The sequence below is a fragment of the Mycolicibacter nonchromogenicus genome, assembly GCF_002101775.1.
Lineage (GTDB): Bacteria > Actinomycetota > Actinomycetes > Mycobacteriales > Mycobacteriaceae > Mycobacterium > Mycobacterium nonchromogenicum.
Map to the genome: position 1 here is coordinate 26,002 of NZ_LQPI01000072.1, position 25,897 is coordinate 51,898.

Here is a 25,897-nt window from a genome sequence, read left to right on the forward strand (position 1 = left end):
CCCTAGGATGGTTGGCGAGCAATTTCGCGAGACCAGGAGGCGACACCCCGGCATGGCTGAGTTCATCTACACGATGAAGAAGGTGCGCAAGGCACACGGCGACAAAGTCATCCTCGATGACGTCACGCTGAACTTCCTGCCCGGCGCCAAAATCGGTGTCGTCGGCCCTAACGGTGCGGGTAAGTCCAGCGTCCTGCGGATCATGGCTGGGCTGGACAAACCGAACAACGGTGACGCTTTCCTGGCGCCCGGTGCCACCGTCGGCATCCTGTTGCAGGAGCCGCCGCTGGACGACACCAAGACGGTTCGGGAGAACGTCGAAGAGGGTGTGCCGATCAAGGCCAAGCTCAATCGGTACAACGAGGTCGCCGAGCTGATGGCCACCGACTACACCGACGAGCTGATGGAAGAGATGGGCAAGCTCCAGGAGGAGCTGGACGCCGCCGACGCCTGGGACATCGACTCGCAGCTCGAACAAGCGATGGACGCACTGCGCTGCCCGCCGCCCGACGAGCCGGTCACCCACCTCTCCGGTGGCGAGCGCCGGCGGGTGGCGTTGTGCAAGCTGCTGTTGAGCAAGCCCGACCTGCTGCTCCTCGACGAGCCGACCAACCACCTGGACGCCGAGAGCGTGCTGTGGCTCGAGCAGCACCTGGCCTCCTACCCGGGCGCAATCCTCGCGGTCACCCACGACCGCTACTTCCTGGACAACGTGGCCGAGTGGATCCTGGAGCTCGACCGCGGCCGGGCCTACCCCTACGAAGGCAACTACTCGACCTATCTGGAGAAGAAGGCCGAGCGTCTGGAGGTACAGGGCAAGAAGGACCAGAAGCTGCAGAAGCGACTCAAGGACGAACTTGCCTGGGTGCGCTCGGGTGCCAAGGCTCGCCAAGCCAAGAACAAGGCCCGCCTGCAGCGTTACGAGGAGATGGTCGTCGAGGCGGAGAAGACCCGCAAGCTCGACTTCGAGGAGATCCAGATCCCCGTCGGCCCGCGCCTGGGAAACACCGTGGTCGAGGTGGAGCACCTGGACAAGGGCTTTGGATCGCGCCAGCTCATCAAGGACCTGTCGTTCACGCTGCCGCGCAACGGCATCGTCGGTGTGATCGGCCCCAACGGCGTCGGCAAGACGACCCTGTTCAAGACGATCGTCGGCCTGGAGGAGCCCGACAGTGGCACGGTGAAGGTCGGCGAAACGGTCAAGTTGAGCTACGTCGACCAGAACCGCGCCGGGATCGACCCGAAGAAGACCGTCTGGGAAGTGGTCTCCGACGGCTTGGACTACATCGAGGTCGGTCAGACCGAGATTCCGTCGCGGGCCTATGTCTCGGCGTTCGGTTTCAAAGGCCCCGATCAGCAGAAGCCTGCCGGCGTGCTCTCCGGTGGTGAGCGCAACCGCCTGAACCTGGCGTTGACCCTCAAGCAGGGCGGAAACCTGATCCTGCTGGACGAGCCGACCAACGACCTCGATGTCGAAACCCTCGGTTCGCTGGAGAACGCCCTCGAGAAGTTCCCCGGCTGCGCCGTGGTCATCAGCCACGACCGCTGGTTCCTCGACCGCACCTGCACCCACATCCTGGCGTGGGAGGGCGACGACGACAACGAGGCCAAGTGGTTCTGGTTCGAAGGCAACTTCGGCGCCTACGAGGAGAACAAGGTGGAGCGCCTTGGCGCCGAAGCGGCGCGTCCGCATCGAGTGACCCACCGCAAGCTCACCCGCGACTAAGGTTGGTCCGGTAGCCGTGCTGCCGGAGCTGACACATAGTCAGGAGGGGTGGGATGACAAAGTCCACCAAGGAATCGACCGCGTGGACAACATTTCCCGATCCCTCTGAGCCGCAAGGCATTCCTGACTGGGTCTCGTCCGTCTACGTCGAGACCTACCGCGGATCGCACACCGACTCTCTGGTCAGTGACGAGCCGCCGGGTGGCACGGATCCGGCCAGCCGAGCCGCCGCCACCGCGGTGGTGACCCCGGCACTGCTGGCCGCCCACGCACGCCTGGCGCAACACCGGCGCGCCGGCGAGACCCGCGTCGCGGTGTATGCCGCCGACGATCCGGCCGGGTTCGGACCCGCGCTGCAGGTGGTCACCGACCACGCCGGCATGTTGATGGACTCGGTGGCGGTGCTGCTGCATCGGCTCGGGGTGGCCTATGTCGGGATCATGTCACCGGTGTTCACCGTGCGGCGCGATGCGGCCGGGGAGCTGCGCTCGGTGGAACCGAGATCTGCCGACGGCTCGGCCGGAGCCGAGGCCTGGATCCACGTCCAGCTCTCACCGACGGTCAGCCGCAACACCCTCGCCGAGACCGAACGCCTGCTACCCGACGTCATGGCCGACGTCCGCCAGGTCGCCGTGGATTCCACGGCAATGCGCAACGCGCTCAACGCGCTTGCCGCCGACGTTGAGGCCAATGCACACGGCCATTACACCGCGCCGGACCGCCAGGATGTCGCCGCTCTGTTGCAGTGGCTGGCCGACGGGCATTTCGTGTTGCTGGGCTACCAGAGCGGCGTGGTGCGCGACGGGCAGGTGCTGGTTGAGGACGCCGCCCGGCTGGGAGTGCTGCGCCTGCGTAAGTCCTTGCGGCCCAGGCTCACCGGCAACAATCTGCTGACCTTGGCGCAGGCCACCGTACCCAGCTACATGCGGTTCAGTTCCCGCACCTACGTGGTGGTGATCCGCGAGGACACCGGCGACAGCATCATCGCGCACCGCTTCGTGGGACTGTTCACCGCCGGGGCCATGAACGCCGACGTCTTCGAGATCCCGGTCATCTCACACACCGTCCGCCACGCCCTCGCCCTGGCCGAGAAGGAACCCGGCCATCCCGGTCAGCTGCTGCTTGACATCATCCAAACCGTGCCGCGGTCAGAGCTTTTCGCGATCGATGCCGAGCAGTTGCTCAACATGGCGATGGCGGTGTCCGACCTGGGTTCGCGGCGCGGAACCCTGCTGTTCCTGCGAGGCGACCGAACCGGGCGCTTCGTGTCGTGCCTGGTGTACCTGCCACGCGACCGCTACACCACCCCGGTCCGGTTGCACATGGAGGACATCCTGATCCACGAGTTGGGTGGCGTAGGGCTGGAATACAGCGCCCGTGTCAGCGAAGCGCCGTGGGCCCTGCTGCATTTCATGGTCCGGATGTCCGACGAGCCCGATGCCCGTCCGGCGGACACCGGCGAGGCCAATCGGTCCCGGATTCAGGCGCTGCTGGCCGAGGCCACCCGCACCTGGGGGGACCGTCTGCTTGAGACCGCGGCGCAGGACTCCCTCGATGCCGAGGTGGCCGAACACTATGCCGTCGCCTTCGGTGAGATCTACAAACAGGCCGTCACCCCGGTCGAGGCGGTCGGCGACATCGAGATCATCGAGCGGCTGACCGACGACTCGGTCACGCTGGAGCTCTCCGACTACGGCCAGTCCGAGGGAAGTCAATTGGCCTGGTTCCTCGGCGGGCACGGCGCGTCGCTGAGCAAGTTGCTGCCGATGCTGCAGTGCATGGGGGTGGCGGTTCTCGAAGAGCGGCCGTTCACCGTCACCCGCGCAGACGGCCTGCAGGTGTGGATCTACAAGTTCAAGGTGTCCGCGCACCCCACCATCGAGGTCCCGGCGAGCGGATCCGAGCGTGAGGACGCCGAACAGCGATTCGCCGACGCCGTCACCGCGATCTGGGAGGGCCGTGTCGAGCCCGACCGATTCAACGAGCTGGTGCTGCGCGCGGGACTGAACTGGCAACAGGTGGCGGTGCTGCGCTGCTACGCCAAATATCTCCGCCAGGCCCGTTTCCCCTACAGCGAGAACCACATCGCTTCGGTGCTCAACAACTATCCGAGGATCGCGCGGGCGCTGGTGGCGCTGTTCGAGGCATTGTTCGATCCGTCGCGCACGCATCGCAACCGCGACGCACAGGCCGCAGCCGCTGAGGTCGCGGCGGGTATCGATGCGGTGGTGAGCCTGGACACCGACCGCGTGCTGCGCGCATTGGCCTCCCTCATTCAAGCCACCCTGCGCACCAACTACTTTGTCACCCGGCCTGAGTCGGCTCGCGCTCGTAACGTGCTGGCGCTCAAGCTGGATGCCGGCCTGATCGACGAATTGCCGCTGCCCCGGCCAAAGTTCGAGATCTTCGTCTACTCGCCGCGCGTCGAGGGGGTGCATCTGCGGTTCGGCTTCGTATCGCGCGGCGGCCTGCGCTGGTCGGATCGCCGCGAGGACTACCGCACCGAAATCCTCGGACTGGTCAAGGCTCAAGAGGTCAAGAACGCCGTGATCGTGCCGACCGGAGCCAAAGGCGGGTTCGTGGTCAAGCACCCACCCACGCCCACCGGTAATCCGATAGCCGACCGCGAGGCAACCCGCGAGGAGGGCATCGCCTGCTACACGCTGTTCATCTCCGGGCTGCTCGACGTCACCGACAACGTCGATCACGCCACCGGCGAAGTCAGCGCGCCGCCGCAGGTCGTGCGCCGCGACGGCGACGACGCCTACCTGGTGGTGGCCGCCGACAAGGGCACCGCCAGCTTCTCCGACATCGCCAACGGCGTGGCGGAGTCCTACGGCTACTGGCTGGGCGACGCGTTCGCCTCCGGCGGGTCGGTCGGCTACGACCACAAGGAGATGGGCATCACCGCCAAGGGCGCCTGGGAGTCGGTCAAGCGGCACTTCCGGGAAATGGGAATCGACACCCAGACCCAGGATTTCACCGTCGTCGGAATCGGAGACATGAGCGGTGACGTCTTCGGCAACGGCATGCTGCGCAGCGAACACATCCGGCTGGTGGCCGCCTTCGACCATCGGCACATCTTCCTCGACCCCGACCCCGATCCCGCTCGGTCCTTCGCCGAGCGACAGCGGATGTTCGAACTGCCCCGATCCAGCTGGGACGACTACGACAAGTCGCTGATCAGCGCCGGAGGAGGCGTATACGCGCGGGACCTGAAGTCGGTGCCGGTCAGCCCCCAGGTCGCCGCGGTGCTGGGTCTCGACGAGAACGTCACTGAGCTCACCCCGCCGGCGCTGATCCGGGCGATCCTGCGGGCGCCGGTGGACCTGCTGTTCAACGGCGGCATCGGCACCTACGTCAAAGCCGAGTCCGAATCCGACGCCGATGTGGGCGACCGCGCCAACGACCAGGTGCGGGTCAACGGAAACCAGGTGCGCGCCAAGGTGATCGGCGAAGGCGGAAACCTCGGCGTGACGCCGCTGGGCCGGGTCGAGTTCGATCTGGCCGGCGGGCGGATCAACACCGACGCCCTGGACAACTCCGCCGGCGTCGACTGCTCCGACCATGAGGTCAACATCAAGATTCTGATCGATGCCCTGGTGACCGTCGGCAAGGTGGACGCAGCCGACCGGCCGGCGTTGCTGGCGTCGATGACCGACGAGGTCAGCGCACTGGTGCTGGCCGACAACACCGCCCAGAACGACCTGATGGGCACCAGCCGTGCCAACGCCGCCAGCCTGTTGCCGGTGCACGCCGATCAGATCCGCCACTTGGTGGCCGACCGCGGGCTCAACCGTGAGCTGGAGGCGTTGCCCTCGGAGAAGGAGATCGCCCGACGCGCCGAGGCCGGGCTGGGCCTGGCCTCACCGGAGTTGGCCACGTTGATGGCGCACGTCAAGCTGACGCTGAAAGCGGCGGTGCTGGCCACCGACCTCCCGGACCAGGATGTGTTCGCCGCCCGGCTGCCGCAGTACTTCCCGCAGGTGCTGCAGCAGCGCTTCGGCGCCGAGATCCGCCAGCACCAACTGCGCCGCGAAATAGTCACCACGATGCTGATCAACGACGTGGTGGACACCGCGGGCATCACCTACGCATTCCGGATCACCGAGGACGCCGGTGTCGAGCTGGTCGACGCGGTGCGCGCCTATGTCGCGACCGACGCCATCTTCGGGGTGGGCGACCTGTGGCGCCGGATTCGGGCCGCCGGTGAGCAAGACGGTCTGCCGGTTGCGGTGACCGACCGGATGACACTGGACCTGCGCCGGCTCATCGACCGCGCCGGCCGTTGGCTGCTCAACTACCGCCCGCAGCCGCTGGCGGTGGGCGCCGAGATCAATCGGTTCGCCGAGCAGGTTTCCGCGCTGTCGCCGCGGATGTCGGAATGGTTGCGCGGCGACGACGCCGCCATCGTCGCCAAGCACATCGGCGAGTTCGAGGCGCAGGGCGTGCCTCGTGGCCTGGCATCCGACGTCGCGCTGGGCCTGTACCGCTACAGCCTGCTCGACATCATCGATGTCGCCGACATCACCGAGCGTGACGCCGACGAGGTCGCGGACACCTATTTCGCGCTGATGGATCGGCTGGGTATCGACGGGCTGCTGACCGCGGTCGCTCAGCTGCCGCGCGACGACCGCTGGCACGCCTTGGCGCGGTTGGCGATCCGGGACGACATCTACAATTCGGTGCGGTCGCTATGCCTGGATGTGCTGGCGGTCGGGGAACCGGACGAGGACGGGATGCAGAAAATCATCGAATGGGAAGCGACCAACGCCTCACCCGTGCAGCGGGCCCGGCGCACGCTGACGCAGATCTACGAATCCGACCAGCGGGATCTGGCGACCCTGTCGGTGGCGGCGCGGCAGATCCGCAGCATGACGCGCGCCAGCGGGCGCGGGGCCGCCTCGTGAGTCCGGCCGGCGAGTCCGCCGAGGAGCCGGTGGGCTTTGTGGCGTCGGTTCCGGTGCGCTGGTCAGACATCGACATGTACCAGCACGTGAACCACGCAACGATGGTGACGCTGCTCGAAGAGGCGCGGGTGCCCTTCCTGTCGCCGGCGTTCGCGGTCGACATCACCAGCGTGGGACTGCTGATCGCCGAGGTCAAAGTCGCCTACAAGGGGCAACTGCGACTGACCGACTCACCACTGCAGGTGACGATGTGGGTGCCGCGGTTGCGCACGGTGGACTTCACCATCGGCTACGAGGTGCGCTCGGTGCACGCGGCCCGGGATTCGCGGCCGGCCGTGATCGCCGAGACGCAGTTGGCCACGTTCAGCATCGATGAGCAGAAGCTGGTGCGGCTCTCGGCGGACCATCGCGCTTATCTGGAGAAGTTCATCCGCCGCTGAGCGCCGGCGCGCCCAGATCAGCCCTCGGTGAGCATGGCGTCGAGCAGTCGTTGAATGACGGTGCTCACGTCGGCGCGCGCCTGCTCGGGATCATCGGCCGTCGCGATCACCATCGCCGCCTCGTCGAGCGCACCGATCAGAACGTGCGCGAGTGCACGGACCGGCTGGTGGGGGAGTTGTCCGGCCTGCATGGCTTCGCTGAGCAGCGCCTCGGTCATGCCCAGGCTGTAGCGCTGAGCCACGTCGCGAAAGCCGTCCCACCCCAGCACGTTGGGGGCATCGAGCAGGACGATCTGGCGCACTTCCGGATCCTCGGCCACCACCAGCCAGTTTTCGGCGGCCGCCCGTAGCGCGGCGGCGGGGGTGGAGGCTGCGGAGGCGGCCACCGCCTCGGCGAGCCGCACCATCACGTCGGCTTCCACGGACTCCACGACGGCCAGGAAAAGCGCTGCCTTGTCCGGGAATTGGTGATACATCGCGCCACGGGTCACGCCGGCGGCCTCGGCGATCTCGGGGGTCCCCACGGCGGCATAACCACGCGCACCCCACAGTCGGCGGGCCGCGCTCATCAGGGCAGCACGGGTGGCGGCGGAACGCTCGGCTTGCGTCCGACGCTTGATTTCCGTACAGGCTGTCGGTAAGTTATCGGCAGGTTGCACGTAACTATGTTAGGAGCTCCCCATGCCGACCGTTGACATTGACGCCGGAACAATCCACTACGACACCGCGGGTCCGCGGGATGGCCGCCCGGTGCTGTTCATCCACGGCTACGCCATGGGGGCCTCGCTGTGGGGTCCACTGAGCGCCCGCCTGGCAGGGCGAAATCTCCGCTGCATCGCCCCGAATTGGCCGCTGGGCGCGCATCCGACACCGTTACGGGTCGGCGCCGATCGGACGCTGCCCGGGATCGCCGCCATGGTGGACGCGTTCATGGCAGCGCTCGACCTCTCCGACGTGGTGCTGGTCGGCAACGACACCGGCGGCCTGATCGCCCAACTGGTCGCGGTCAACCACCCGGACCGGCTCGGGGCGCTGGTGCTGACCAGCTGCGACGCCTTCGAGCATTTCCCGCCGCCCATTCTGAAACCGTTCATGCTGGCGGCGAAGACAGCCATCACGTTCCGCGGAGTGCTCCAGCCGATGCGGCTGCGGATGGTTCGTCATCGTGGATACGGTGCCCTGTCGCACGGCGATATCGACCGGCTGGTGAAGGAGTGGGTCAAACCCGCGCTGGGCGACGCCGCGATCGCCGAAGACCTCCGGCACCTGACCAAGTCGCTGCACCAGCAGACCGCCCTGGATGCCGCGGCGCGCCTGCACGAGTTCACCAAGCCGGCCCTGATCGCCTGGTCTGCCGACGATCTGTTCTTTCCCGTCGATGACGGCAGGCGCCTCGCCGGCGCGCTGCCCAACTCCCGCTTCGAACTGATCGGCGGCGCGCGCACCTACTCGATGATCGATCAGCCGGACCGCCTGGCCGACGTGGTCGCCGAATTCGCCAGCACCGCAAGCGGTCCGGAAGTGCGCGCCAGACGCTGAGGCGCCGGAGGTTCAGACCAGCCAGGCCGCGGTGTTGGGTGGCAAGACACCCTCTGTTGCCGGCGCGCTGGTCAGCACCAGCTGTCCTTCGGGAAGATCCACCGGGCGGTCGCCGGCATTGAGCGCGCATATCAGCCCGCCGCGCCGGAAGACCAGCATTCCGGGCAGGGCGTCGAGCCAATCGATCTGCGAGCCGCTGAGTTCGGTTCTGCTCCTGCGTATTGCCAGGGCCTGCCGGTAAAGCGACAGCGTCGAGGTGTGCTCGCTGCGTTGTTGCTCGACAGTCAGACCTGCCCACTGCGGCGGTATCGGCAGCCACGTGTTGGGGGTGTCGGAGAACCCGAACGCCGGCGCATCGCCGGACCAGGGCATGGGCACCCGGCAGCCGTCGCGTCCGCGTTCGGTGTGCCCGGAGCGCTCCCACACCGGATCCTGCAGCGCCCAGTCCGGGAGCTCGACGTTGGGCAGGCCCAGCTCCTGGCCGTTGTAGACGAACACCGCTCCGGGCAGGGCCAGCAACACCAGGGCCATGGCACGCGCCCGGTCGAGCCCGAGGGCACCGCCGCCGTAGCGGGTGACCGCCCGCTCGACGTCATGGTTCTCCAGCGCCCACGTGGCGGTGGCGTCCACCAACGCCACCGCGGCCAGCGAATTGTCGATCGCCGTGCGTATCTCGGTGGCATCGAAGTCGGACTGAAGCAACCGGAAGTTGAAGGCCAGGTGCAGTTCGTCGGGCCGTAGGTACTCGGCGAACTGTGCGTTGTCGTGTACCCAGACCTCACCGATGCTCACGGCGTCCGGATAGTCGTCCATGACGCTGCGGATAGCCCGGTGGATCGCGTGCACGCCGGGTCGGTTGAAGCGCGGGTCGTCGTCCTGGTGGGCCAGCAGCTTCACGTCGGTGACCGGCATGTCCGGCAGACCGGCAGGCTTGGCCATGCCGTGCGAGACATCGATGCGGAAGCCGTCCACGCCCCGGTCCAGCCAGAACCGCAGGGTCCGCTCGAAATCGGCGAACACCTCCGGGTTGTCCCAGTTCAGATCCGGCTGTGACACATCGAACAGATGTAGATACCACTGGCCAGGGCCGTCGGGCACGCTGACCCGCGTCCAGGCCGGGCCGCCGAAGACCGACACCCAGTTGTTGGGCGGCAGTTCGCCGTCGGGTCCGCGCCCGTCACGGAAGAAGTAGCGGTCGCGCTCGGGACTGCCGGGCTTGGCGGCCAGCGCCTCGGCGAACCAGGGGTGCGCTGAGCTGGTGTGGTTGGGCACCAGGTCCATCGTCACCTTGATCCCGCGCTCATGGGCGGCCGCCACCAGCCGATCCAGTGCCGCGAGGTCGCCGAAGAGCGGATCGATGTCACGCGGATCCGCCACGTCATAGCCGTGGTCGGCCATCGGCGACACCATCACCGGGTTGAGCCACAGCGCCTCGACCCCCAGCCAGTGCAGGTAGTCCAGATGTGCTGTGACCCCGTCCAGGTCACCGACACCATCGCCGTTGCTGTCGGCGAACGAGCGGGGATACACCTGGTAGAGGGCACTGTCGGCCCACCACGGGGGGCGGCCGGGGCGGTCGTGGGCGGTCATCAGATCGGCGCGTTGACCAGGAAGTCGGCTGCCGAATGCAGGTACTGCAGCAGCTCGGCACGGTGTGCATCGTCGAGGGTGTCGCTGTCGATCTCGCTGATGGCCGTCACCATGCAGCGCAGCCAGGCATCACGCTGCATCGGACCGATCCGGTACGGGTTGTGACGCATCCGCAACCGCGGGTGCCCACGGCGCTCGGTGTAGGTGCGGGGTCCGCCCCAGTACTGCTCAAGGAACATGCGCAGCCGTTCCTCGGCGCCGTCCATGTCGTCGGCGGGGTACATCGGGCGCAGGATCGGATCCTGGGCGACCAGTTGATAAAACCGCGCGACGATGGCGTGAAAGGTCTCCGCACCGCCGACGGCGTCATAAAACGAGGGTTCTTCTATCGGCTGCATCGCCCACCATTGTGGGGCATCGCCGGCTGCTGCCGGTGAACACACAGTTAATAGGCGTGCGACCAGCGTCGAATCGTGGTGAACTGTTCGGCGGAGGTCAATGGTGCGACACATGAACCGGCTGCAAGACCGGATATGAAGCGTCGGGGCCACCGCACCCCCGGTGCCCCACCGGCGAGCCTGAGCGGGCTTGCCGCCGCCCCATGCCTGCATTCGGTCGCCACGTCCGCGAGCGGCACTGATGCCGCATCGATCTGGACCCGCCGGCGGGTGCTGCTGCTGAACTCCACCTTCGAGCCCTTGACGGCGCTGTCGCTGCGGCGTGCCGTGGTCATGCTGATCTGCGGCAAGGCCGACATGGTGCACGACGACCCGTCCGGCCCGGTCATCCATTCGGCGACCCGTTCGGTGCCGGTGCCGTCGGTGATCCGCCTGCGGAACTATGTCCGGGTGCCGTACCGGGCCCGGATCCCCTTGACGCGCGCCGCACTGATGCACCGCGACCAGCACAGCTGTGCCTACTGCGGCGGCAAGGCCGACACCGTCGACCACGTGGTGCCGCGCAGTCGCGGCGGGGACCACTCCTGGGAGAACTGCGTGGCCGCCTGCTCTACCTGTAATCACCGCAAGGCGGACCGACTGCTGGCGGAGCTCGGCTGGACGCTGCGGTTGGTGCCCACCTCGCCCAAGGGCCAGCATTGGCGGCTGCTGGCGGTGATCAACGATCTCGATCCGGTCTGGATGCGCTACCTCGGCGAAGGCGCTGCCTGAGCGCCGGCCTCAGCCGAGCCAGCCGGCGACGAACCCGGCGAGCAGCACGCCGAATCCACCCATCTCACCGAGGATGAGCAGCACCATCGACCCGCGCAGTGCGGCAGTGGGGTGCTCGAACTGGTTGGTGGTGTCCTGCCGGGCGCCGTGCACGATGTAGCTGATGATGGCCGCCACGAAGTAGAAGACGACCACCATGGCTGCCGTCAGATTCACCCCGGTCGGCCAGGCGCTGAGCTCCACGAAGACCGCCAGCAGCAGCGTCGCGAAGGCATACAGCAGGGCGGCCCGGTGTGCGATGTCGACGTAGGGATGGGCGAGGTGCTCCGGCCGGGTGACCATCTGCCGGTATTTCCAGATGCCCAGGCCCAGCGCGAGCAGGAAGATCAGCCCTGCCGCCAGCAGGGTGATCAGCGTGTCGGTGCCCAGGGCTTCGCCGGTCCAGTCCACGTTGGTGCCTCCTCAGACGTTCGGTGCGACAGACGTTCGGTGCGACGTTGCCCCGGTACCAACGCTGCCACGCGCCGGCTGCTGGCCGGGGCCCTCGTGCGACTTCGACAGACGAGCCGGTCGGTCTTTTACCCATGGTGCATAACCACGTGCCGGCCCGGCCGACAGGCCCCTCGGCGCGCTATGAGGCCGGGTTCTCGCACCGGTCGATCAGCGGTGGGATACCGTCTACGGCGTGAGCGTGTTGGAAACTCTCGGCATCTTCATCGGCATCCCGGCGGCGATCTTCGCCTTGCTGGCTGCCCGGACCCTGTCGCAGAAGGGGCCGCGCGCGGCCGTCTATCAGATGTCGGATCGGTGGACGCACCCGCCGATCCTGTGGGCAGCGACCGACGAGGCCATCGGCGGACACGGCCACGGCCATTCCGAGTTCAGCGTGGGGGGTGGAACCAGTGGCAACTGGTGAAGTCGTAACGATCGATCCGGCCGACCTGCCGCACGGCTTCGTGGTCACCAACAGCGGTCGGGTGTCCGGGGTCACCGAGCCCGGCGAGGCCTCGCTGCACTACCCGTTCCCGGTGAAGGAACTGGTGGCCCTCGATGAGGCACTGACCTACGCGTCGCGCGCCACCCAGGCCCGTTTCGCCACCTACATCGGCGATCTGGGGGAGGACACCGCTGCGCGGGCCCGCGAGATCCTGGCGAAGGTGCCGACCCCGAATGACGCCGTGCTCATTGCGGTCTCGCCGGACCAGAAGGCCATCGAGGTGGTCTACGGCGCCGGTGTGGCCGGCCGCATTGCCCCGGCTGCCGCCCCGCAGGGAGTGGCAGCGGCGGCCGCGGCGTTCCGCGACGGCCACCTGATCGATGGTCTGGTCAGCGCGGTGCAGGTGATCAGCGCCGGCGTAACCCCGGCCTAGCACCGGCTGAACTGCCGGACGATCCCTTGGTCACCAGCGTGAACCTCCCAGGTCCACCCGTGGGATCAGCGGTCGACTCGGCGCATGCTTTCGCCGCCGCCTCCCCGGCACACCGGGCCTGGTTGGCCAACCTCGACCGGCGTGCGGTCGGACCACGAGCGGTGACCGAAATCGTTCGCGAATACGGCATCACTCGAGACAGCTTCCGGGCACTGGACGTCATGGAGCAGCTCACCGACCCGGACCGCAAGAGCTACTTCGTCATCCCCCGAACAGCCGGCGGCGACGCGGTGCGGCGAGCGGTGCTGCTGACCTACCTGCTCAACGCGGGCACCGGCTACGGCAGGCCGGGCTCGGGCAGCGACTTTCCCGAGACCCCGTACGGCCCTGCGGAAATGCGACGGATCGTCGACCGTCAGCGTGCGAACCGCTGGAGCTATGCGGTGGTGCGCGGCATCTGCAACACCGGCGGGTGTGTGGCGACCACCCCGAACGGCGTGCTGATGGTGGTGGGCGGCAATCGAATTCACGGGACGTTCAGCCACCGCGGCGGCACCATGTGGGGCGACCTGTTCCTGGTCAACTCCACCGTGCGGGTGTCCGATCCCGCCGAGCGGATGCGCGAGATCATCGAATCAGGCCGACTCGGCCCGGGCGGACCGGATCTGGACACGCTGTTGCACCACGAGGAGATCCACGCCCAGCAATGGGCTGCCCTGGGCGCGGTGCAGATGCCCGCGCGCTACCTCGCCGAAGAGGCAAGGGTGCGGATCTTCGGCGGTGTCAACAGTTTCGAGGAGGCCGCCGGACTCAGCGACGGGGGATACCGCTGATCAGGCGGTGTCAAAGGCGCGCGCCCGCAGCGATCGCTCGACCCCGGCCCTGCCCTCGAGGACCAGCCTCCGCAGCGCCGACGGCACCGAAGGATCGGCCAGGAAGGCGTCAGCGGCGTCCAACCCGGCCTGGCTGACATCCCAACCCGGGTACAGGCCCACCACCACGGTCTGCGCCACCTCGCTGGATCGCCGCTCCCACACGCCCGAAATCGCCTCGAAATAGCGCGCGGTGAATGGCGCCAGCAGCTCGCCCTGGCCGGGCTGCACGATCCCCGCGATGATCGCGCGACCGGTGATGTTGGCCAATGTGTCGTCCTCGATCACCTGCTGCCAGGCCGCTTCCTTGACCGCGGGCTGCGGCCGGGCCGCCGAAGCCTGGGCGCCCTGGCGCCGGCCGGCGGCGGTGGGGTCACGCTGGATCTCGGCGTCGATGGCCGCAGAGTCCAGCGCACCGCTGCGGGCCAGCGCCACCACGATCCGCCAGCGCAGGTCGGTGTCGACGGCCAACCCGGCCAGGCCCTGGGTGGCCGGGTCCGCGTCCAGCAGCGCGGCCAGCACCGCGGTGTGCCGCTCGGCGAGCACCGAGGTGCACAGCGCGTTGACATAGGCCAGCTGGTGATCCGAACCGGGTTCGGCGTCGCGGGCCAGCTCCAGCAATCGGTCGGCGAACGCCGGCCAACCTTGCTCTGCGGCCCAGGCCGGATCGGCGTAGAACCCCAGCGCGGTCTGCGCCTGCAACAGCAGCCGGGAGGCTACGCCGACCTCGCTCTCGGCGCCGATGCCGCGCTGCACCAATGCCAGGAAGTCCCGGGCGCGCAGTTCGGCTTCGCGGGTCATCTCCCAGGCCGCCGACCACACCAGGGTGCGCGGCAACGGTTCGGCGATGTCGGCGATGCGCTCGGTTGCGGTGGCCAGTGACTCAGGGTCCAGGCGCAGCGCGCAGTAGGTCAGGTCGTCGTCGTTGACCAGGATCAGCTTGCCGCGCGAAACCCCGACCAGGCCGGGCACTTGGGTGCTGGGTCCTTCGATATCGAGCTCCTCGCGGTGTACCCGCACCAGCCGGCCGGATCCGGAGGGGTCGTCGTCGTAGATGCCGATTGCCAACCGGTGCACCCGGGTTTCGCCGGCGCCCGGGGTGGCGCCACCCTGAGTCACCGCGAACCGGGTGAACCGACCGTCGCCGTCGACGTCGAAGTCCGCGCGCAGCGTGTTCAGTCCGGTGGTCTTCAGCCACTGGCGGCCCCAGTCGGACAGATCCCGGCCGGAAGCCTTTTCCAGCGCCGCCAGCAGGTCGTCGAAGGTGGCGTTGTCAAAGGCGTGTGCGGCGAAATAGTCGCGCAGACCGGCAAGGAAGTGGTCCAGACCGACATAGGCAACCAACTGCTTGAGCACCGAAGCGCCCTTGGCGTAGGTGATGCCGTCGAAGTTGACCTCTACGGCGGCCAGATCCGGGATGTCGGCAGCGATCGGGTGCGTCGAGGGCAGCTGGTCTTGGCGGTAGGCCCAGGACTTCTCCGCGTTCGCGAACGTGGTCCAGGCGCTGGTGTACTCGGTTGCCTCGCTTTGGCACAGCACCGAGGCGAACGTCGCGAACGACTCGTTGAGCCACAGGTCATCCCACCACCGCATGGTGACCAGGTCGCCGAACCACATGTGCGCCATCTCGTGCAGCACGGTCTCGGCGCGTCGCTCATACGACGCCCGGGTCACCTTGCTGCGAAAGACGTAGTCCTCCAGGAACGTCACCGCTCCGGCGTTCTCCATCGCACCGGCGTTGAACTCCGGCACGAACAGCTGGTCGTACTTGCCGAACGCATACGGCACGCCGAAGTTGCTGTGGTAGAAGCCGAAACCCTGCTTGGTCTCGGTGAACAGCCGCTCGGCGTCCATGTGCTCGGCCAGCGATGCCCGGCAGAACAGCCCCAGCGGGATCTCGCCGTGCTCGTCGCGGTAGACGTCGTCCCAACGGGCATACGGTCCGGCGATCAGCGCCACCAGATACGTGCTCATCTTCGGCGTGGTCTCGAAGGTGTGTACTCCGTCACGCACGGAGGCCGTGGCGCCGTTGGAGATCACCTGCCAGTGCGACGGCGCGGTGACGGTGATGTCAAAGGTGGCCTTGAGGTCCGGCTGGTCGAAGCAGGCGAACATCCGCTTGGCGTCAGCGGTTTCGAACTGCGAGTACAGATACACCTCGTCGTCGACCGGGTCGACGAAGCGGTGCAGGCCCTCACCGGTGTTGGAGTAGTAGCACTGCGCGTCGATCTCCACGGTGTTGTGCTTGGCCAACCCGGTCAATGCCACGCCGACCGACTCGTCGTAGGCCGAGACGTCGAGGGGACGGCCGTTGAGGGTGGCACTGTGGATCTTCTCGGCGGCGATGTCGATGACGGTGTCGCCGCCGGCCAGGGCGTCGAAGGTGACGGTGGTGGTGGAGCGGAAGGTGCGCTCGCCCGGTTTGCCGTTGCCGTCGGTGAGGTCCAGGGTGATCCGGTAGTTGTCGACGGTGATCGAGGCGGCCCGTTCGGCGGCCTGGTCGCGGGTGAGGTTAGGAAGTGCCACGCCCGCCTACAGTAGTGGCCGGACAGTGCGGTCGGGCGCCGGACCGAGTTTAATGAGGCCATGCTGATCGCCGGTCTGACCTTTGCGGTGCTGGCCGCGATGGTGCACGTGTACATATTCGCGCTCGAGTCGCTGAGTTGGACCTCACCGCGCACGCGTGCCGTCTTCGGCACCACTGCGCAGGAGGCCGAGATCACCAAGACGCTGGCCTTCAACCAGGGCTTCTACAACCTGTTCCTGGCCATCGTCACAGTGGTCGGCATCGCCGCGTTTTCGTTGGACCACGACACGGTTGGTCTCGCGCTGATCTTCGCCGGTGTGGGGTCCATGCTTGCCGCGGCACTGGTTCTGGTGTCGTCGTCGCCGGACAAGGCCCGCGCCGCCGCCTTCCAGGGTGCTTTTCCGGCGGTCGCGGTCGCGCTGCTGGCCCTGAGCCTGTGACCCGGCGGCGGGCATAGATGTGCTCGCGGCCGCGTTACCACTGCTATCTGTGTCCCGTCGTCGGCTGAGAGGATCGCCCGCCCATGCCCAAATCGCAAGCCGAATTCTGGTTCGATCCGCTGTGCCCGTGGTGCTGGATCACCTCCCGGTGGATCCTGGAGGTCGAGAAGGTCCGTGACATCGATGTCACCTTCCACGTGATGAGTTTGGCCGTCCTCAACGAGGGCCGTGACGACCTTCCCGAGCAGTATCGCGAAGGCCTCAAGCACGCGTGGGGTCCGGTGCGGGTGGCGATCGCCGCGGAGCAGTTGCGCGGCAACGAGATCCTGCGTCCGCTCTACACCGCGATGGGAACCCGGATCCACAACCAGAACAACAAGGACTTCCCCGACGTCATCGCCGGTGCGCTGGCCGAGGTGGGCCTGCCGGCCGAATTGGCCGACGCCGCCACCAGCGACGCCTACGACGAAGCGCTGCGTGCGAGCCACCACGCCGGGATGGACGCCGTCGGCAAGGACGTCGGGACGCCGACCATCCACGTCAACGGGGTGGCGTTCTTCGGGCCCGTGCTGTCCCGCATTCCCCGCGGCGAGCAGGCGGGGGAGCTGTGGGACGCGTCGGTGACCTTCGCGTCCTACCCGCACTTCTGGGAGCTCAAGCGCACCCGTGGCGAGTCGCCGGAGTTCGACTGACGGCCGGGCGGGGGAGCAGACCGAGTCTGAGAGAATGACGCCATGCGCGTCTACCTCGGCTGCGACCACGCCGGCTACGAACTCAAAGAAACGATCGTCGAGCACCTGAAGAAGGCCGGCCATGAGCCGGTCGACTGCGGGGCCTTCAGCTACGACGCCGAGGACGACTACCCGGCGTTCTGCATCGCGGCGGCGGCTCGCACGGTGGCCGACCCCGACAGCCTGGGGATCGTGATCGGCGGGTCCGGCAACGGCGAGCAGATCGCGGCCAACAAGGTGCCCGGGGCGCGTTGTGCGCTGGCCTGGAGCACCGAGACCGCGCAGCTGGCCCGGGAACACAACAACGCCCAGCTGATCGGCATCGGCGGCCGCATGCACACCACCGCCGAAGCGCTCGCGATCGTCGACGCGTTCTTGAGCACTCCGTGGTCGCAGGCCGAACGTCACCAGCGACGCATCGACATCCTGGCTGCCTACGAGCGCAACCACGAGGCACCTCCGGTGCCGGGCGCGCCCGCCTGACACGGCACAGAGCGGCCTGACATGCCGGAGGGGCACATCCTGCACCGGCTGGCCCGGCTCCATCAGCGCCGTTTCGCGGGGGCTCCTGTTGGGGTGTCCAGCCCGCAGGGCCGCTTCGAATCCGGTGCCGCCCTGGTCGACGGGCGGCCGCTGCTGTGCGCCGAGGCGTGGGGCAAGCACCTGTTCCACCACTACGCGCACGGGCCGATCGTGCACGTGCACCTGGGCATCTACGGCCACTTCACCGAGTTCGACCTGGTTGACGGTCACCTGCCCGAGCCGGTCGGTCAGGTGCGGATGCGGATGGTGGGCACCGGCTATGGCACCGACCTGCGCGGCCCGGCAGCCTGCGAGGTGATCGATGAGGCCCAAGTCGCCGGCGTCATCGCGCGGCTGGGGCCTGATCCACTGCGCGGGGACGCCGATCCGTCGCTGGCGTTCAAGCGAATCGCCAAGTCCCGCAAATCTATTGCTGCGCTGCTGATGGACCAGTCGGTGCTGGCCGGAGTCGGCAATGTCTACCGCAGCGAGGTGCTGTTCCGGCACCGGATCGACCCCTACCGGCCCGGCGTGCAGATCGGCGAAGCGGACTTCGCCGAGATCTGGGCCGACTTGGTGGCGCTGATGAAGGTGGGGTTGCGCCGCGGCAGCATCGTCGTGGTCCGGCCCGAGGATGACCACGGCGCTCCGGCGTACGCGGCCGGCAAGCCGCGCACCTACGTCTACCGCCGCGCCGGCGACCCGTGCCGGGTGTGCGGGACTGCCGTGCAGACCGCTGAGCTGGAGGGGCGCAATGTGTTCTGGTGCCCGTCGTGCCAGACCTGAAGTTCAGTCGTCGTAGACCGTCTCGCGCCGGGGCCGGATCGCCACCCCGAGTGCGCGGTAGATCTCGTTGGACAACACCACGCTGCGCGGGTCGGCATTGGCCTGGGTGTGGTCGAACCGGTTCATCACGTAGCCATAGCCGATCCGGTGCTCCAGATCGGCGAAGGCGAACGATCCGCCCAGGCCGCCGTGACCGAAGATCCGCCGGTTGGGCCCGTTGACCCCCTGAGCGTTGAGCATGTAGCCCATGCCCCAGCCGTGTTCGGCGACTCGGGGGCCCAGCACCAGGTCGGTCTCGGTGCCGCCCTGCAGAACCCGCAGGCGGTCCATGGCGGCCCGGCTGAGCAGCTTCTCCTGCACCAGTGCGTCGTAGAACGTGGCCATGCCCAGGGCGGAGACCTGGGCGTTGGTGCCGGGGAACTCCAGTTCGCGCCACAGCGTCAGGTCGTTGGTGGCGATCTCGTCGTCGGGGGCGAACCCCATGGCGACCGCCAATCCCGCCTTGGGGTGATCGTCCAACGAGGTCGGGCGTTTCGGCGCCCCGGCCGAAGACAGCATCTCCCGGATCGTGGGCTTGCCCACCGGATCGGCGCAGCGGTAGCCCTGCTGCTCGGCCGGCACGCCGATGTGCACCTCGGCGCCCAGCGGACCGGCGACCTCGGTGCGCAGGTACTGGCTCACCGTCAACCCGGTCACCCGCCGCACGACCTCGCCGATGATGAAGCCGTAGGTGGTCATGTGGTAGCCCTGAGCGGTGCCGGGCCGCCACCACGGCTCGGCGGAGGCAAGGCGCTCGCAGACCAGGTCCCAGTCGGTGACGTCGCGCCAGTGCATCGGCTCCCGCGGCCCGATGACCCCGGATCGGTGGGCCAGCACCATCGCCAGGGAGATGTCGCCCTTGCCGGCCTGACCGAACGCCGGCCAGTAGTGGGCCACCGGGGCCCGCAGGTCCAGTTCCCCGGCATCGGCGAGCCGGTGCACGCAGGTGCTGGTCAACCCCTTGCTGCCCGACAGCACGGTGCTCAGGGTGTCTTCCTGCCAGGGCCGCCGGCCGTCGGCGTCGGCGGAGCCGGCCCACAGATTGACCACCAGCTCGCCGTCGACATAGGCCGCCACGGCGGCGCCGAGCTCGTCGCGCTCGGTGAAGTTGCGCTCGAACTCGGTTCGCACCTTTTCAAAGCGCGGGGAGCACGTCCCATGAATCTGGACGTGCCGTGTGCCGCCCATGGCGTGCCTTCCTGCTAGGGAGAATCCCCTTTCGCGGGGCGACGGGGCGATCGGACCCGCGTAGTTCGCTTGGAAGGATAAGTCCACGGCGACCGGTGAGTACAGCAGCCCCCGGCCCCGGTCGGCATACGCGGCTGACCTGGCGATGGTCACATGTGGAACCGGTCGCTGGTGTCCGCCGAACCATAGGTCGACGGCCACCACGCCGGGCCCTCTGGAGCGGGCGACGGGAATCGAACCCGCGTAGCTAGTTTGGAAGACTAGGGCTCTACCATTGAGCTACGCCCGCATGAACAGCTAGAGCGAGACTGTACCGGCGTGGCGGACCCGAAATCCAATTACCCCCGTCGTGATGGCTGCGTGGGGGCGTTGGCAGCAGGTCATTGTGATCACCGATATCCCGGGCCGTAGGATCGCCTGGTCAGTGCGGGGTGTAGCGCAGCTTGGTAGCGCATCCGCTTTGGGAGCGGAAGGCCGCAGGTTCAAATCCTGTCACCCCGACCAGCGCGCCGCACCGGCACGACCGACCACGTCAACGATATCGAGGAGTACACCCGTGAAGAGCACCGTCGAGCAGCTGACCCCGACCCGGGTTCGCATCAACGTTGAGGTGCCGTTCACCGAGCTTCAGCCGGACTTCGAGCGGACCTACAAGCAGCTGGCGAAGCAGGTGCGGGTGCCGGGCTTCCGGCCCGGCAAGGCTCCGGCCAAGCTCATCGAGGCCCGCTTCGGCCGTGCCGCCGTGCTGCAGCAGGTGGTCAACGAGGCGCTGCCGAGTCGTTACACCGAGGCGGTGACGAGCTCGGACCTCAAGCCTCTCGGTCAGCCCAAGATCGAGGTCACCAAGCTCGACGACGGTGAGAACATCGCCTTCACCGCCGAGGTCGACGTGCGACCCGAGATCACCCTGCCCGACCTGGAGCAGCTCAAGATCACCGTGGACCCTATCGAGGTCGGCGACGACGAGGTCGACGCCGAACTCGACGCCCTGCGTGCTCGGTTCGGCACCCTGACCGGGGTCGACCGGCCGGCCGCGAAGGGTGACTTCGTCTCGATCGACCTGGACGCCACCATCGACGGCGAGCCCGTTGAAGGCGCAGCCACCGAGGGGCTGTCGCACGAGGTCGGCTCGGGTCAGCTCATCGAAGGCCTCGACGACGCCATCGTGGGGCTGTCGGCCGGTGAGAGCAAGACGTTCACCACCAAGCTGGCGGCCGGCCCGCAGGCCGGTAAGGAAGCGGAAGTCACCGTCACGGTCCAGTCGGTCAAAGAGCGCGAGCTGCCGGAGGCCGACGACGAGTTCGCTCAGCTGGCCAGCGAGTACGACACCATCGGCGAACTGCGGGAGAACCTCACCGAACAGGTGAGCCGGACCAAGCGCATCCAGCAGGCCGAGAAGGTCCGCGAGGTGACGCTGGAGAAGCTGGTCGAGCAGGTCGAGATGCCGCTGCCCGACGCCGTGGTCCAGGCGCACATCGACAACGCCCTGCACAACGCCCTGCACGCCTTCGACCACGACGAGAACAAGTTCGCCGAGTCGCTGGCCGAGAAGGGTTCCTCGCGCGCGGAGTTCGACGCCGATACCCGCAGCGAGGCCGAGAAGTCGGTGAAGACCCAGCTGCTGCTTGACGCGCTCGGCGACAAGCTCGAGATCAAGGTCGGGCAGAACGACCTGACGCAGCACCTGGTGTTGATGTCGCGTCAGTACGGCATCCCGCCGCAGCAGCTGGTGCAGTTCCTGCAGGAGAACAAGCAGCTGCCTGCGGTCTTCGCCGACGTGCGCCGCGGCATGGCGCTGGCTGCGGCGGTGCGTGCGGCTGAGGTCAGCGACACCGCCGGCAACGCGATCGACACCGCCGAGTTCTTCGGAACGGACGCCGATGACGAAGGCGACGCCGACGAGGTCGCCGAGGCATTGGCCGCTGCCGAGGAAGCCGACGAAGCGGCTGAGGCCGAAGCTGACTCCGACGACGAGTGACGCTGTAAGCGAACGAAGCCGGTTCGGAGCGCCCTGGCCCGGCCTTGTTGGCTAGGGTCTTAAACATGTCTCGGCATACGAATCTCGAGAAAGCAGGTATCCCACTGTGAGCCAGCCCGGACTGAATCTCGTCGACTCGGTATACGAGCGCCTACTGCGAGAACGCATCATCTTCCTGGGGTCGCAGGTGGACGACGACATCGCCAATCGGCTGTGCGCTCAGATCCTGCTCTTGGCCGCCGAGGACCCGACCAAGGACATCTCGCTCTACATCAACTCCCCGGGCGGTTCGATCAGCGCGGGGATGGCGATCTACGACACGATGGTGCTGGCACCGTGTGACGTCGCCACCTACGCGATGGGGATGGCCGCCTCGATGGGCGAGTTCCTGCTCGCGGCGGGCACCAAGGGCAAGCGCTACGCCCTGCCGCACGCCCGGATCCTGATGCACCAGCCGTTGGGTGGGGTGACCGGCAGCGCCGCCGACATCGCCATTCAGGCCGAGCAGTTCGCGGTCATCAAGAAGGAGATGTTCCGGCTCAACGCCGAGTTCACCGGGCAGCCCATCGAGCGCATCGAGGCCGACTCCGACCGCGACCGCTGGTTCACTGCCCAGGAAGCCCTGGAATACGGCTTCGTCGATCACATCATCACCAGCGCCCACGTCAACGGAGCCGCCTCATGAACCCCGAAACCTTGCGAGCGATCGCACCGCAGGCGCGCTACATCCTGCCGTCGTTCGTGGAGCACTCCAGCTGGGGTGTCAAGGAGTCCAACCCGTACAACAAGCTGTTCGAAGAGCGGATCATCTTCCTGGGTGTCCAGGTCGACGACGCCTCGGCCAACGACATCATGGCCCAGTTGCTGGTCCTGGAGTCGCTGGACCCCGACCGCGACATCACCATGTACATCAACTCCCCGGGTGGTTCCTTCACCTCGTTGATGGCGATCTACGACACCATGCAGTACGTCCGCGCTGACATCCAGACCGTGTGTCTGGGTCAGGCCGCCTCGGCTGCGGCGGTCCTGCTGGCCGCGGGCACGCCGGGCAAGCGCATGGCGCTGCCCAACGCCCGGGTTCTGATCCACCAGCCGTCGCTGTCCGGTGTCATCCAGGGCCAGTTCTCCGACCTGGAGATCCAGGCCGCCGAGATCGAGCGGATGCGGACCCTGATGGAGGCCACCCTGGCCCGCCACACCGGCAAGGACGCCGACGTGATCCGCAAGGACACCGACCGCGACAAGATCCTCACCGCGGCCGATGCCAAGGAGTACGGGATCATCGACACCGTGCTGGAGTACCGCAAGCTGTCGGCCCAGACGGCCTAGGTTTTCCCCGCCGAGCAGACGTGAAGGCCCCCTAGTAGCACCGCTCTAGGGGGCCTTCGCGTCTGCTCGCGCAGACTTCACGTCTGCTCGCGCAAGGTGGTGGCCACCGCCGCGATGTCGGCGGGCCCCACCCGGCAGCAGCCGCCCACGATGCGGGCGCCGGCGGCCACCCACCGCGCAGCCAACGCCGCGGTGAACGTCTTGGGCCCCACCCACCCGCCGGCAACCCAGCGCTCACCGCTGTTGGGGTAGACGACCACGGGCTTGCCGGTGGCTTCGCGGGCGATCTCGATCGCCGGCAGGACGTCGTCGGGGGAGCAGCAGTTCACCCCCACCGCGAGGATCTGTGGCACCCCGGCGGCCACCGCGAACGCCTCCGAGAGGGGCTGCCCGGCACGGGTTTTCGTGCCCTCGACGGTGTAACTCAGCCAGGCGGGCACGTTCGCCTCCTGCACCAGATCCACCAGTGCCTGCGCCTCGTCGAGGTCCGGCACGGTCTCCAACGCGAGCAGATCAGCACCGGCGTCGGCCAGGATCTCCAGCCGGGGCCGATGCCACGCCGACAACTGCGCCACCGAAAGTCCGTACCGGCCGCGGTATTCCGCGCCGTCGGCGCATGCGGCGCCGTACGGGCCCACCGAGGCCGCAACCCAGCGCTGGTGCGCGCCGTCGCCGGCTTGGCGTGCCAGGTCCACGCTGAGGCGCAACAGCCCGGCGGACGCCCGGTGGTCGATACCGCGGGCGGCGAACCCGTCGAGGCTCGCCTGATAGCTGGCGGTGACTGCGATCTGGGCGCCGGCAGCGAAGTACGCCGCGTGAACGGCCGCAATGTCGTGGGGTGCCTCCGTGAGCAACCGGGCAGACCACAGCGGGTCGTCCAGATCGGCCCCGCGGGCCTCGAGTTCCGTCGCCAGCCCCCCATCGGCGACGAGCACGGTATCGTCGGGCACGGCGAACCCCACGTTTGCCACTCTAGAGCTGAAGGCTCCGCCGGTCTCACAGCCGGGTAACGCCCCCGAAACGCTCGCGCCACGCCAGCGCGTCACACCGCGGCGGCGGCGACTTGGGCTATATCTTCGTGGAGCAGACAGACGGAGCAAGTGACGAATACCAATAACGCGATTCGGCCTTATAGGTCGCCTCGCACCGGAATGAACGGGTAGCGTCGGGGCAGACACCGGCACCCCGACGACAGACGGCGAACAGGAAGTAGGTCCTAACGCACTATGGCGCGCATTGGAGACGGCGGGGACCTGCTGAAGTGTTCGTTCTGCGGTAAGAGCCAGAAGCAGGTCAAGAAGCTCATCGCAGGTCCGGGTGTCTACATCTGCGATGAGTGCATCGACCTGTGCAACGAGATCATCGAAGAGGAATTGGCCGACGCCGACGACGTGAAGCTCGATGAGCTGCCCAAGCCGGCCGAGATCCGGGAGTTCCTCGAGGGCTACGTGATCGGGCAGGACACGGCCAAGCGCACGCTGGCAGTGGCGGTCTACAACCACTACAAGCGCATCCAGGCCGGAGAGAAGAGCCGCGATTCGCGCTCCGGTGAGCCCGTTGAGCTGACCAAATCCAACATCTTGATGCTCGGGCCCACCGGCTGTGGCAAGACCTACCTGGCCCAGACCCTGGCCAAGATGCTCAACGTGCCGTTCGCGATCGCCGACGCCACCGCGCTGACCGAAGCCGGCTACGTGGGTGAAGACGTCGAGAACATTCTGCTCAAGCTGATTCAGGCGGCCGACTATGACGTCAAGCGCGCCGAGACCGGCATCGTCTACATCGACGAGGTCGACAAGATCGCCCGCAAGAGCGAAAACCCGTCGATCACCCGCGACGTCTCCGGCGAGGGTGTGCAGCAGGCGCTGCTGAAGATCCTGGAAGGCACGCAGGCGTCGGTTCCACCGCAGGGCGGCCGCAAGCACCCGCACCAGGAATTCATCCAGATCGACACCACCAACGTGTTGTTCATCGTCGCCGGCGCGTTCGCGGGCCTCGAGAAGATCGTCTCGGACCGGGTTGGCAAGCGGGGCTTGGGTTTCGGTGCCGAAGTGCGGTCCAAGGCCGAGATCGACACCACCGACCACTTCGCCGAGGTCATGCCCGAGGACCTGATCAAGTTCGGTCTGATCCCCGAGTTCATCGGCCGGCTGCCGGTGGTGGCCTCGGTGACCAACCTGGACATGGAGTCGTTGGTCAAGATCCTCTCCGAGCCCAAGAACGCGCTCGTCAAGCAGTACACCCGCCTGTTCGAGATGGACGGGGTGGAGTTGGAGTTCACCCAGGACGCGCTGGAGGCCATCGCGGATCAGGCCATCCACCGTGGCACCGGCGCGCGCGGTCTGCGGGCCATCATGGAAGAAGTCCTGCTGCCCGTCATGTACGACATCCCGAGCCGCAACGATGTCGCCAAGGTCGTCGTGACCAAGGAAACGGTGCAGGACAACGTGCTGCCGACCATCGTGCCGCGCAAGCCGGCGCGCGGCGAGCGACGCGACAAGAGCGCCTGAGCCGGGGACGGCGCCCGCCGTCACGGCCCGGTTACGCGCGGATACCGAACCTCTTAGATTTGGCCTCGGTTGAACGTGATGAAAACCACATTTCCGGCCCCGCTGGGCCGCGAACCCCAGTGTGACATCGACATTTAACACTGAGTAAGCCGAATTTCGAGACGGTGTGGCGTCGTATGGTCTATAAGAGCGGTGCAATAATCGGTACTGCCAGTGACAGAAAAACTTGTA

The 25,897-nt window shown here is 67.4% G+C and carries 23 protein-coding genes and 2 tRNA genes; 17 read left to right on the forward strand and 8 right to left on the reverse strand.

The genetic code is table 11. The features are described 5' to 3' along the window. Nucleotides 1-52 precede the first annotated feature (52 nt). The 3 genes from ettA to AWC18_RS17880 are packed head-to-tail and all read left to right on the forward strand — an operon-like array spanning nt 53 to nt 7,076. Complete coding sequence (gene ettA / locus AWC18_RS17870) at nt 53-1,726, forward strand: energy-dependent translational throttle protein EttA (RefSeq protein ID WP_064998214.1); 1,674 nt, start codon at nt 53-55, stop codon at nt 1,724-1,726. 53 nt (nt 1,727-1,779) lie between these two features. After that, nucleotides 1,780-6,636 (forward strand): NAD-glutamate dehydrogenase, encoded by a 4,857-nt coding sequence (locus tag AWC18_RS17875; protein ID WP_085139610.1) that lies wholly within the window; start codon nt 1,780-1,782, stop codon nt 6,634-6,636. 29 nt (nt 6,637-6,665) lie between these two features. After that, on the forward strand, nt 6,666-7,076 hold the full coding sequence (locus AWC18_RS17880; RefSeq protein ID WP_272937700.1) for an acyl-CoA thioesterase: 411 nt from the start codon (nt 6,666-6,668) through the stop codon (nt 7,074-7,076). Between the two features lie 17 nt (nt 7,077-7,093). Here the strand turns inward: AWC18_RS17880 and AWC18_RS17885 are convergent, their stop codons facing one another. Beyond that, nucleotides 7,094-7,645: a TetR/AcrR family transcriptional regulator gene (locus AWC18_RS17885; RefSeq protein WP_064998216.1), complete on the reverse strand. Its 552-nt coding sequence runs from the start codon at nt 7,643-7,645 to the stop codon at nt 7,094-7,096. A gap of 112 nt (nt 7,646-7,757) precedes the next feature. Between AWC18_RS17885 and AWC18_RS17890 the strand changes: the two genes are divergently transcribed. After that, a complete protein-coding gene (locus AWC18_RS17890) occupies nt 7,758-8,615 on the forward strand; it encodes an alpha/beta fold hydrolase (RefSeq protein ID WP_064998217.1) in 858 nt (285 codons plus the stop codon). A 12-nt stretch (nt 8,616-8,627) separates the two neighbouring features. On the opposite strand, the gene AWC18_RS17895 is transcribed toward AWC18_RS17890, so the two are convergent. Further along, a complete protein-coding gene (locus AWC18_RS17895) occupies nt 8,628-10,205 on the reverse strand; it encodes a glycoside hydrolase family 13 protein (RefSeq protein WP_064998218.1) in 1,578 nt (525 codons plus the stop codon). Then, complete coding sequence (locus tag AWC18_RS17900) at nt 10,205-10,603, reverse strand: globin (protein WP_064998219.1); 399 nt, start codon at nt 10,601-10,603, stop codon at nt 10,205-10,207. Before AWC18_RS17900 ends, AWC18_RS17895 begins: the two co-directional genes overlap by 1 nt. Nucleotides 10,604-10,738: 135 nt before the next feature. On the opposite strand from AWC18_RS17900, the gene AWC18_RS17905 reads away from it, so the two are divergent. Then, nucleotides 10,739-11,374 (forward strand): HNH endonuclease, encoded by a 636-nt coding sequence (locus AWC18_RS17905; protein WP_064998220.1) that lies wholly within the window; start codon nt 10,739-10,741, stop codon nt 11,372-11,374. A gap of 9 nt (nt 11,375-11,383) precedes the next feature. On the opposite strand, the gene AWC18_RS17910 is transcribed toward AWC18_RS17905, so the two are convergent. Beyond that, the gene (locus tag AWC18_RS17910) at nt 11,384-11,824 is read right to left on the reverse strand and encodes a hypothetical protein (RefSeq protein WP_064998221.1); all 441 of its coding nucleotides are present in this window, start codon (nt 11,822-11,824) and stop codon (nt 11,384-11,386) included. A gap of 244 nt (nt 11,825-12,068) precedes the next feature. On the opposite strand from AWC18_RS17910, the gene ctaJ reads away from it, so the two are divergent. The 3 genes from ctaJ to AWC18_RS17925 are packed head-to-tail and all read left to right on the forward strand — an operon-like array spanning nt 12,069 to nt 13,577. Continuing rightward, nucleotides 12,069-12,290 (forward strand): aa3-type cytochrome oxidase subunit CtaJ, encoded by a 222-nt coding sequence (gene ctaJ / locus AWC18_RS17915; RefSeq protein WP_420093362.1) that lies wholly within the window; start codon nt 12,069-12,071, stop codon nt 12,288-12,290. Continuing rightward, a complete protein-coding gene (locus tag AWC18_RS17920; protein ID WP_085139611.1) occupies nt 12,277-12,744 on the forward strand; it encodes a DUF5130 domain-containing protein in 468 nt (155 codons plus the stop codon). The genes ctaJ and AWC18_RS17920 overlap by 14 nt, the downstream gene beginning before the upstream one ends. A gap of 59 nt (nt 12,745-12,803) precedes the next feature. Beyond that, nucleotides 12,804-13,577, forward strand: a complete 774-nt coding sequence (locus AWC18_RS17925; protein WP_234806577.1) for a hypothetical protein — start codon at nt 12,804-12,806, stop codon at nt 13,575-13,577. On the opposite strand, the gene pepN is transcribed toward AWC18_RS17925, so the two are convergent. Then, nucleotides 13,578-16,142, reverse strand: coding sequence for an aminopeptidase N (gene pepN, locus AWC18_RS17930; protein ID WP_085139612.1), 2,565 nt, complete (start codon nt 16,140-16,142; stop codon nt 13,578-13,580). Between the two features lie 60 nt (nt 16,143-16,202). On the opposite strand from pepN, the gene AWC18_RS17935 reads away from it, so the two are divergent. The 4 genes from AWC18_RS17935 (at nt 16,203) to AWC18_RS17950 (ending at nt 18,622) form a co-directional block, all read left to right on the forward strand. After that, complete coding sequence (locus AWC18_RS17935) at nt 16,203-16,583, forward strand: DUF1304 domain-containing protein (protein ID WP_064998225.1); 381 nt, start codon at nt 16,203-16,205, stop codon at nt 16,581-16,583. Between the two features lie 83 nt (nt 16,584-16,666). Beyond that, entirely contained in the window at nt 16,667-17,275 is a 609-nt protein-coding gene (locus tag AWC18_RS17940) for a DsbA family oxidoreductase (protein WP_064998226.1), read from the forward strand. A 42-nt stretch (nt 17,276-17,317) separates the two neighbouring features. Beyond that, nucleotides 17,318-17,797, forward strand: coding sequence for a ribose-5-phosphate isomerase (locus tag AWC18_RS17945; protein ID WP_064998227.1), 480 nt, complete (start codon nt 17,318-17,320; stop codon nt 17,795-17,797). Between the two features lie 21 nt (nt 17,798-17,818). Beyond that, complete coding sequence (locus AWC18_RS17950; protein ID WP_085139613.1) at nt 17,819-18,622, forward strand: Fpg/Nei family DNA glycosylase; 804 nt, start codon at nt 17,819-17,821, stop codon at nt 18,620-18,622. 3 nt (nt 18,623-18,625) lie between these two features. On the opposite strand, the gene AWC18_RS17955 is transcribed toward AWC18_RS17950, so the two are convergent. After that, a complete protein-coding gene (locus tag AWC18_RS17955; RefSeq protein ID WP_085139614.1) occupies nt 18,626-19,849 on the reverse strand; it encodes a serine hydrolase domain-containing protein in 1,224 nt (407 codons plus the stop codon). 215 nt (nt 19,850-20,064) lie between these two features. Next, nucleotides 20,065-20,138, reverse strand: a tRNA-Gly gene (locus tag AWC18_RS17960). 138 nt (nt 20,139-20,276) lie between these two features. Between AWC18_RS17960 and AWC18_RS17965 the strand changes: the two genes are divergently transcribed. The 4 genes from AWC18_RS17965 (at nt 20,277) to clpP2 (ending at nt 23,156) form a co-directional block, all read left to right on the forward strand. After that, nucleotides 20,277-20,353 (forward strand) — tRNA-Pro (locus AWC18_RS17965). 52 nt (nt 20,354-20,405) lie between these two features. Further along, a complete protein-coding gene (gene tig / locus AWC18_RS17970; RefSeq protein WP_064998340.1) occupies nt 20,406-21,827 on the forward strand; it encodes a trigger factor in 1,422 nt (473 codons plus the stop codon). A gap of 106 nt (nt 21,828-21,933) precedes the next feature. After that, nucleotides 21,934-22,512: an ATP-dependent Clp protease proteolytic subunit gene (locus AWC18_RS17975; protein WP_064998341.1), complete on the forward strand. Its 579-nt coding sequence runs from the start codon at nt 21,934-21,936 to the stop codon at nt 22,510-22,512. Next, nucleotides 22,509-23,156 (forward strand): ATP-dependent CLP protease proteolytic subunit ClpP2, encoded by a 648-nt coding sequence (gene clpP2 / locus AWC18_RS17980; RefSeq protein WP_064998342.1) that lies wholly within the window; start codon nt 22,509-22,511, stop codon nt 23,154-23,156. The genes AWC18_RS17975 and clpP2 overlap by 4 nt, the downstream gene beginning before the upstream one ends. 77 nt (nt 23,157-23,233) lie before the next feature. On the opposite strand, the gene mmuM is transcribed toward clpP2, so the two are convergent. Then, a complete protein-coding gene (gene mmuM, locus AWC18_RS17985) occupies nt 23,234-24,118 on the reverse strand; it encodes a homocysteine S-methyltransferase (RefSeq protein WP_085139615.1) in 885 nt (294 codons plus the stop codon). A 264-nt stretch (nt 24,119-24,382) separates the two neighbouring features. On the opposite strand from mmuM, the gene clpX reads away from it, so the two are divergent. Beyond that, the gene (clpX, locus tag AWC18_RS17990) at nt 24,383-25,666 is read left to right on the forward strand and encodes an ATP-dependent Clp protease ATP-binding subunit ClpX (RefSeq protein WP_064998344.1); all 1,284 of its coding nucleotides are present in this window, start codon (nt 24,383-24,385) and stop codon (nt 25,664-25,666) included. Nucleotides 25,667-25,897 lie beyond the last annotated feature (231 nt).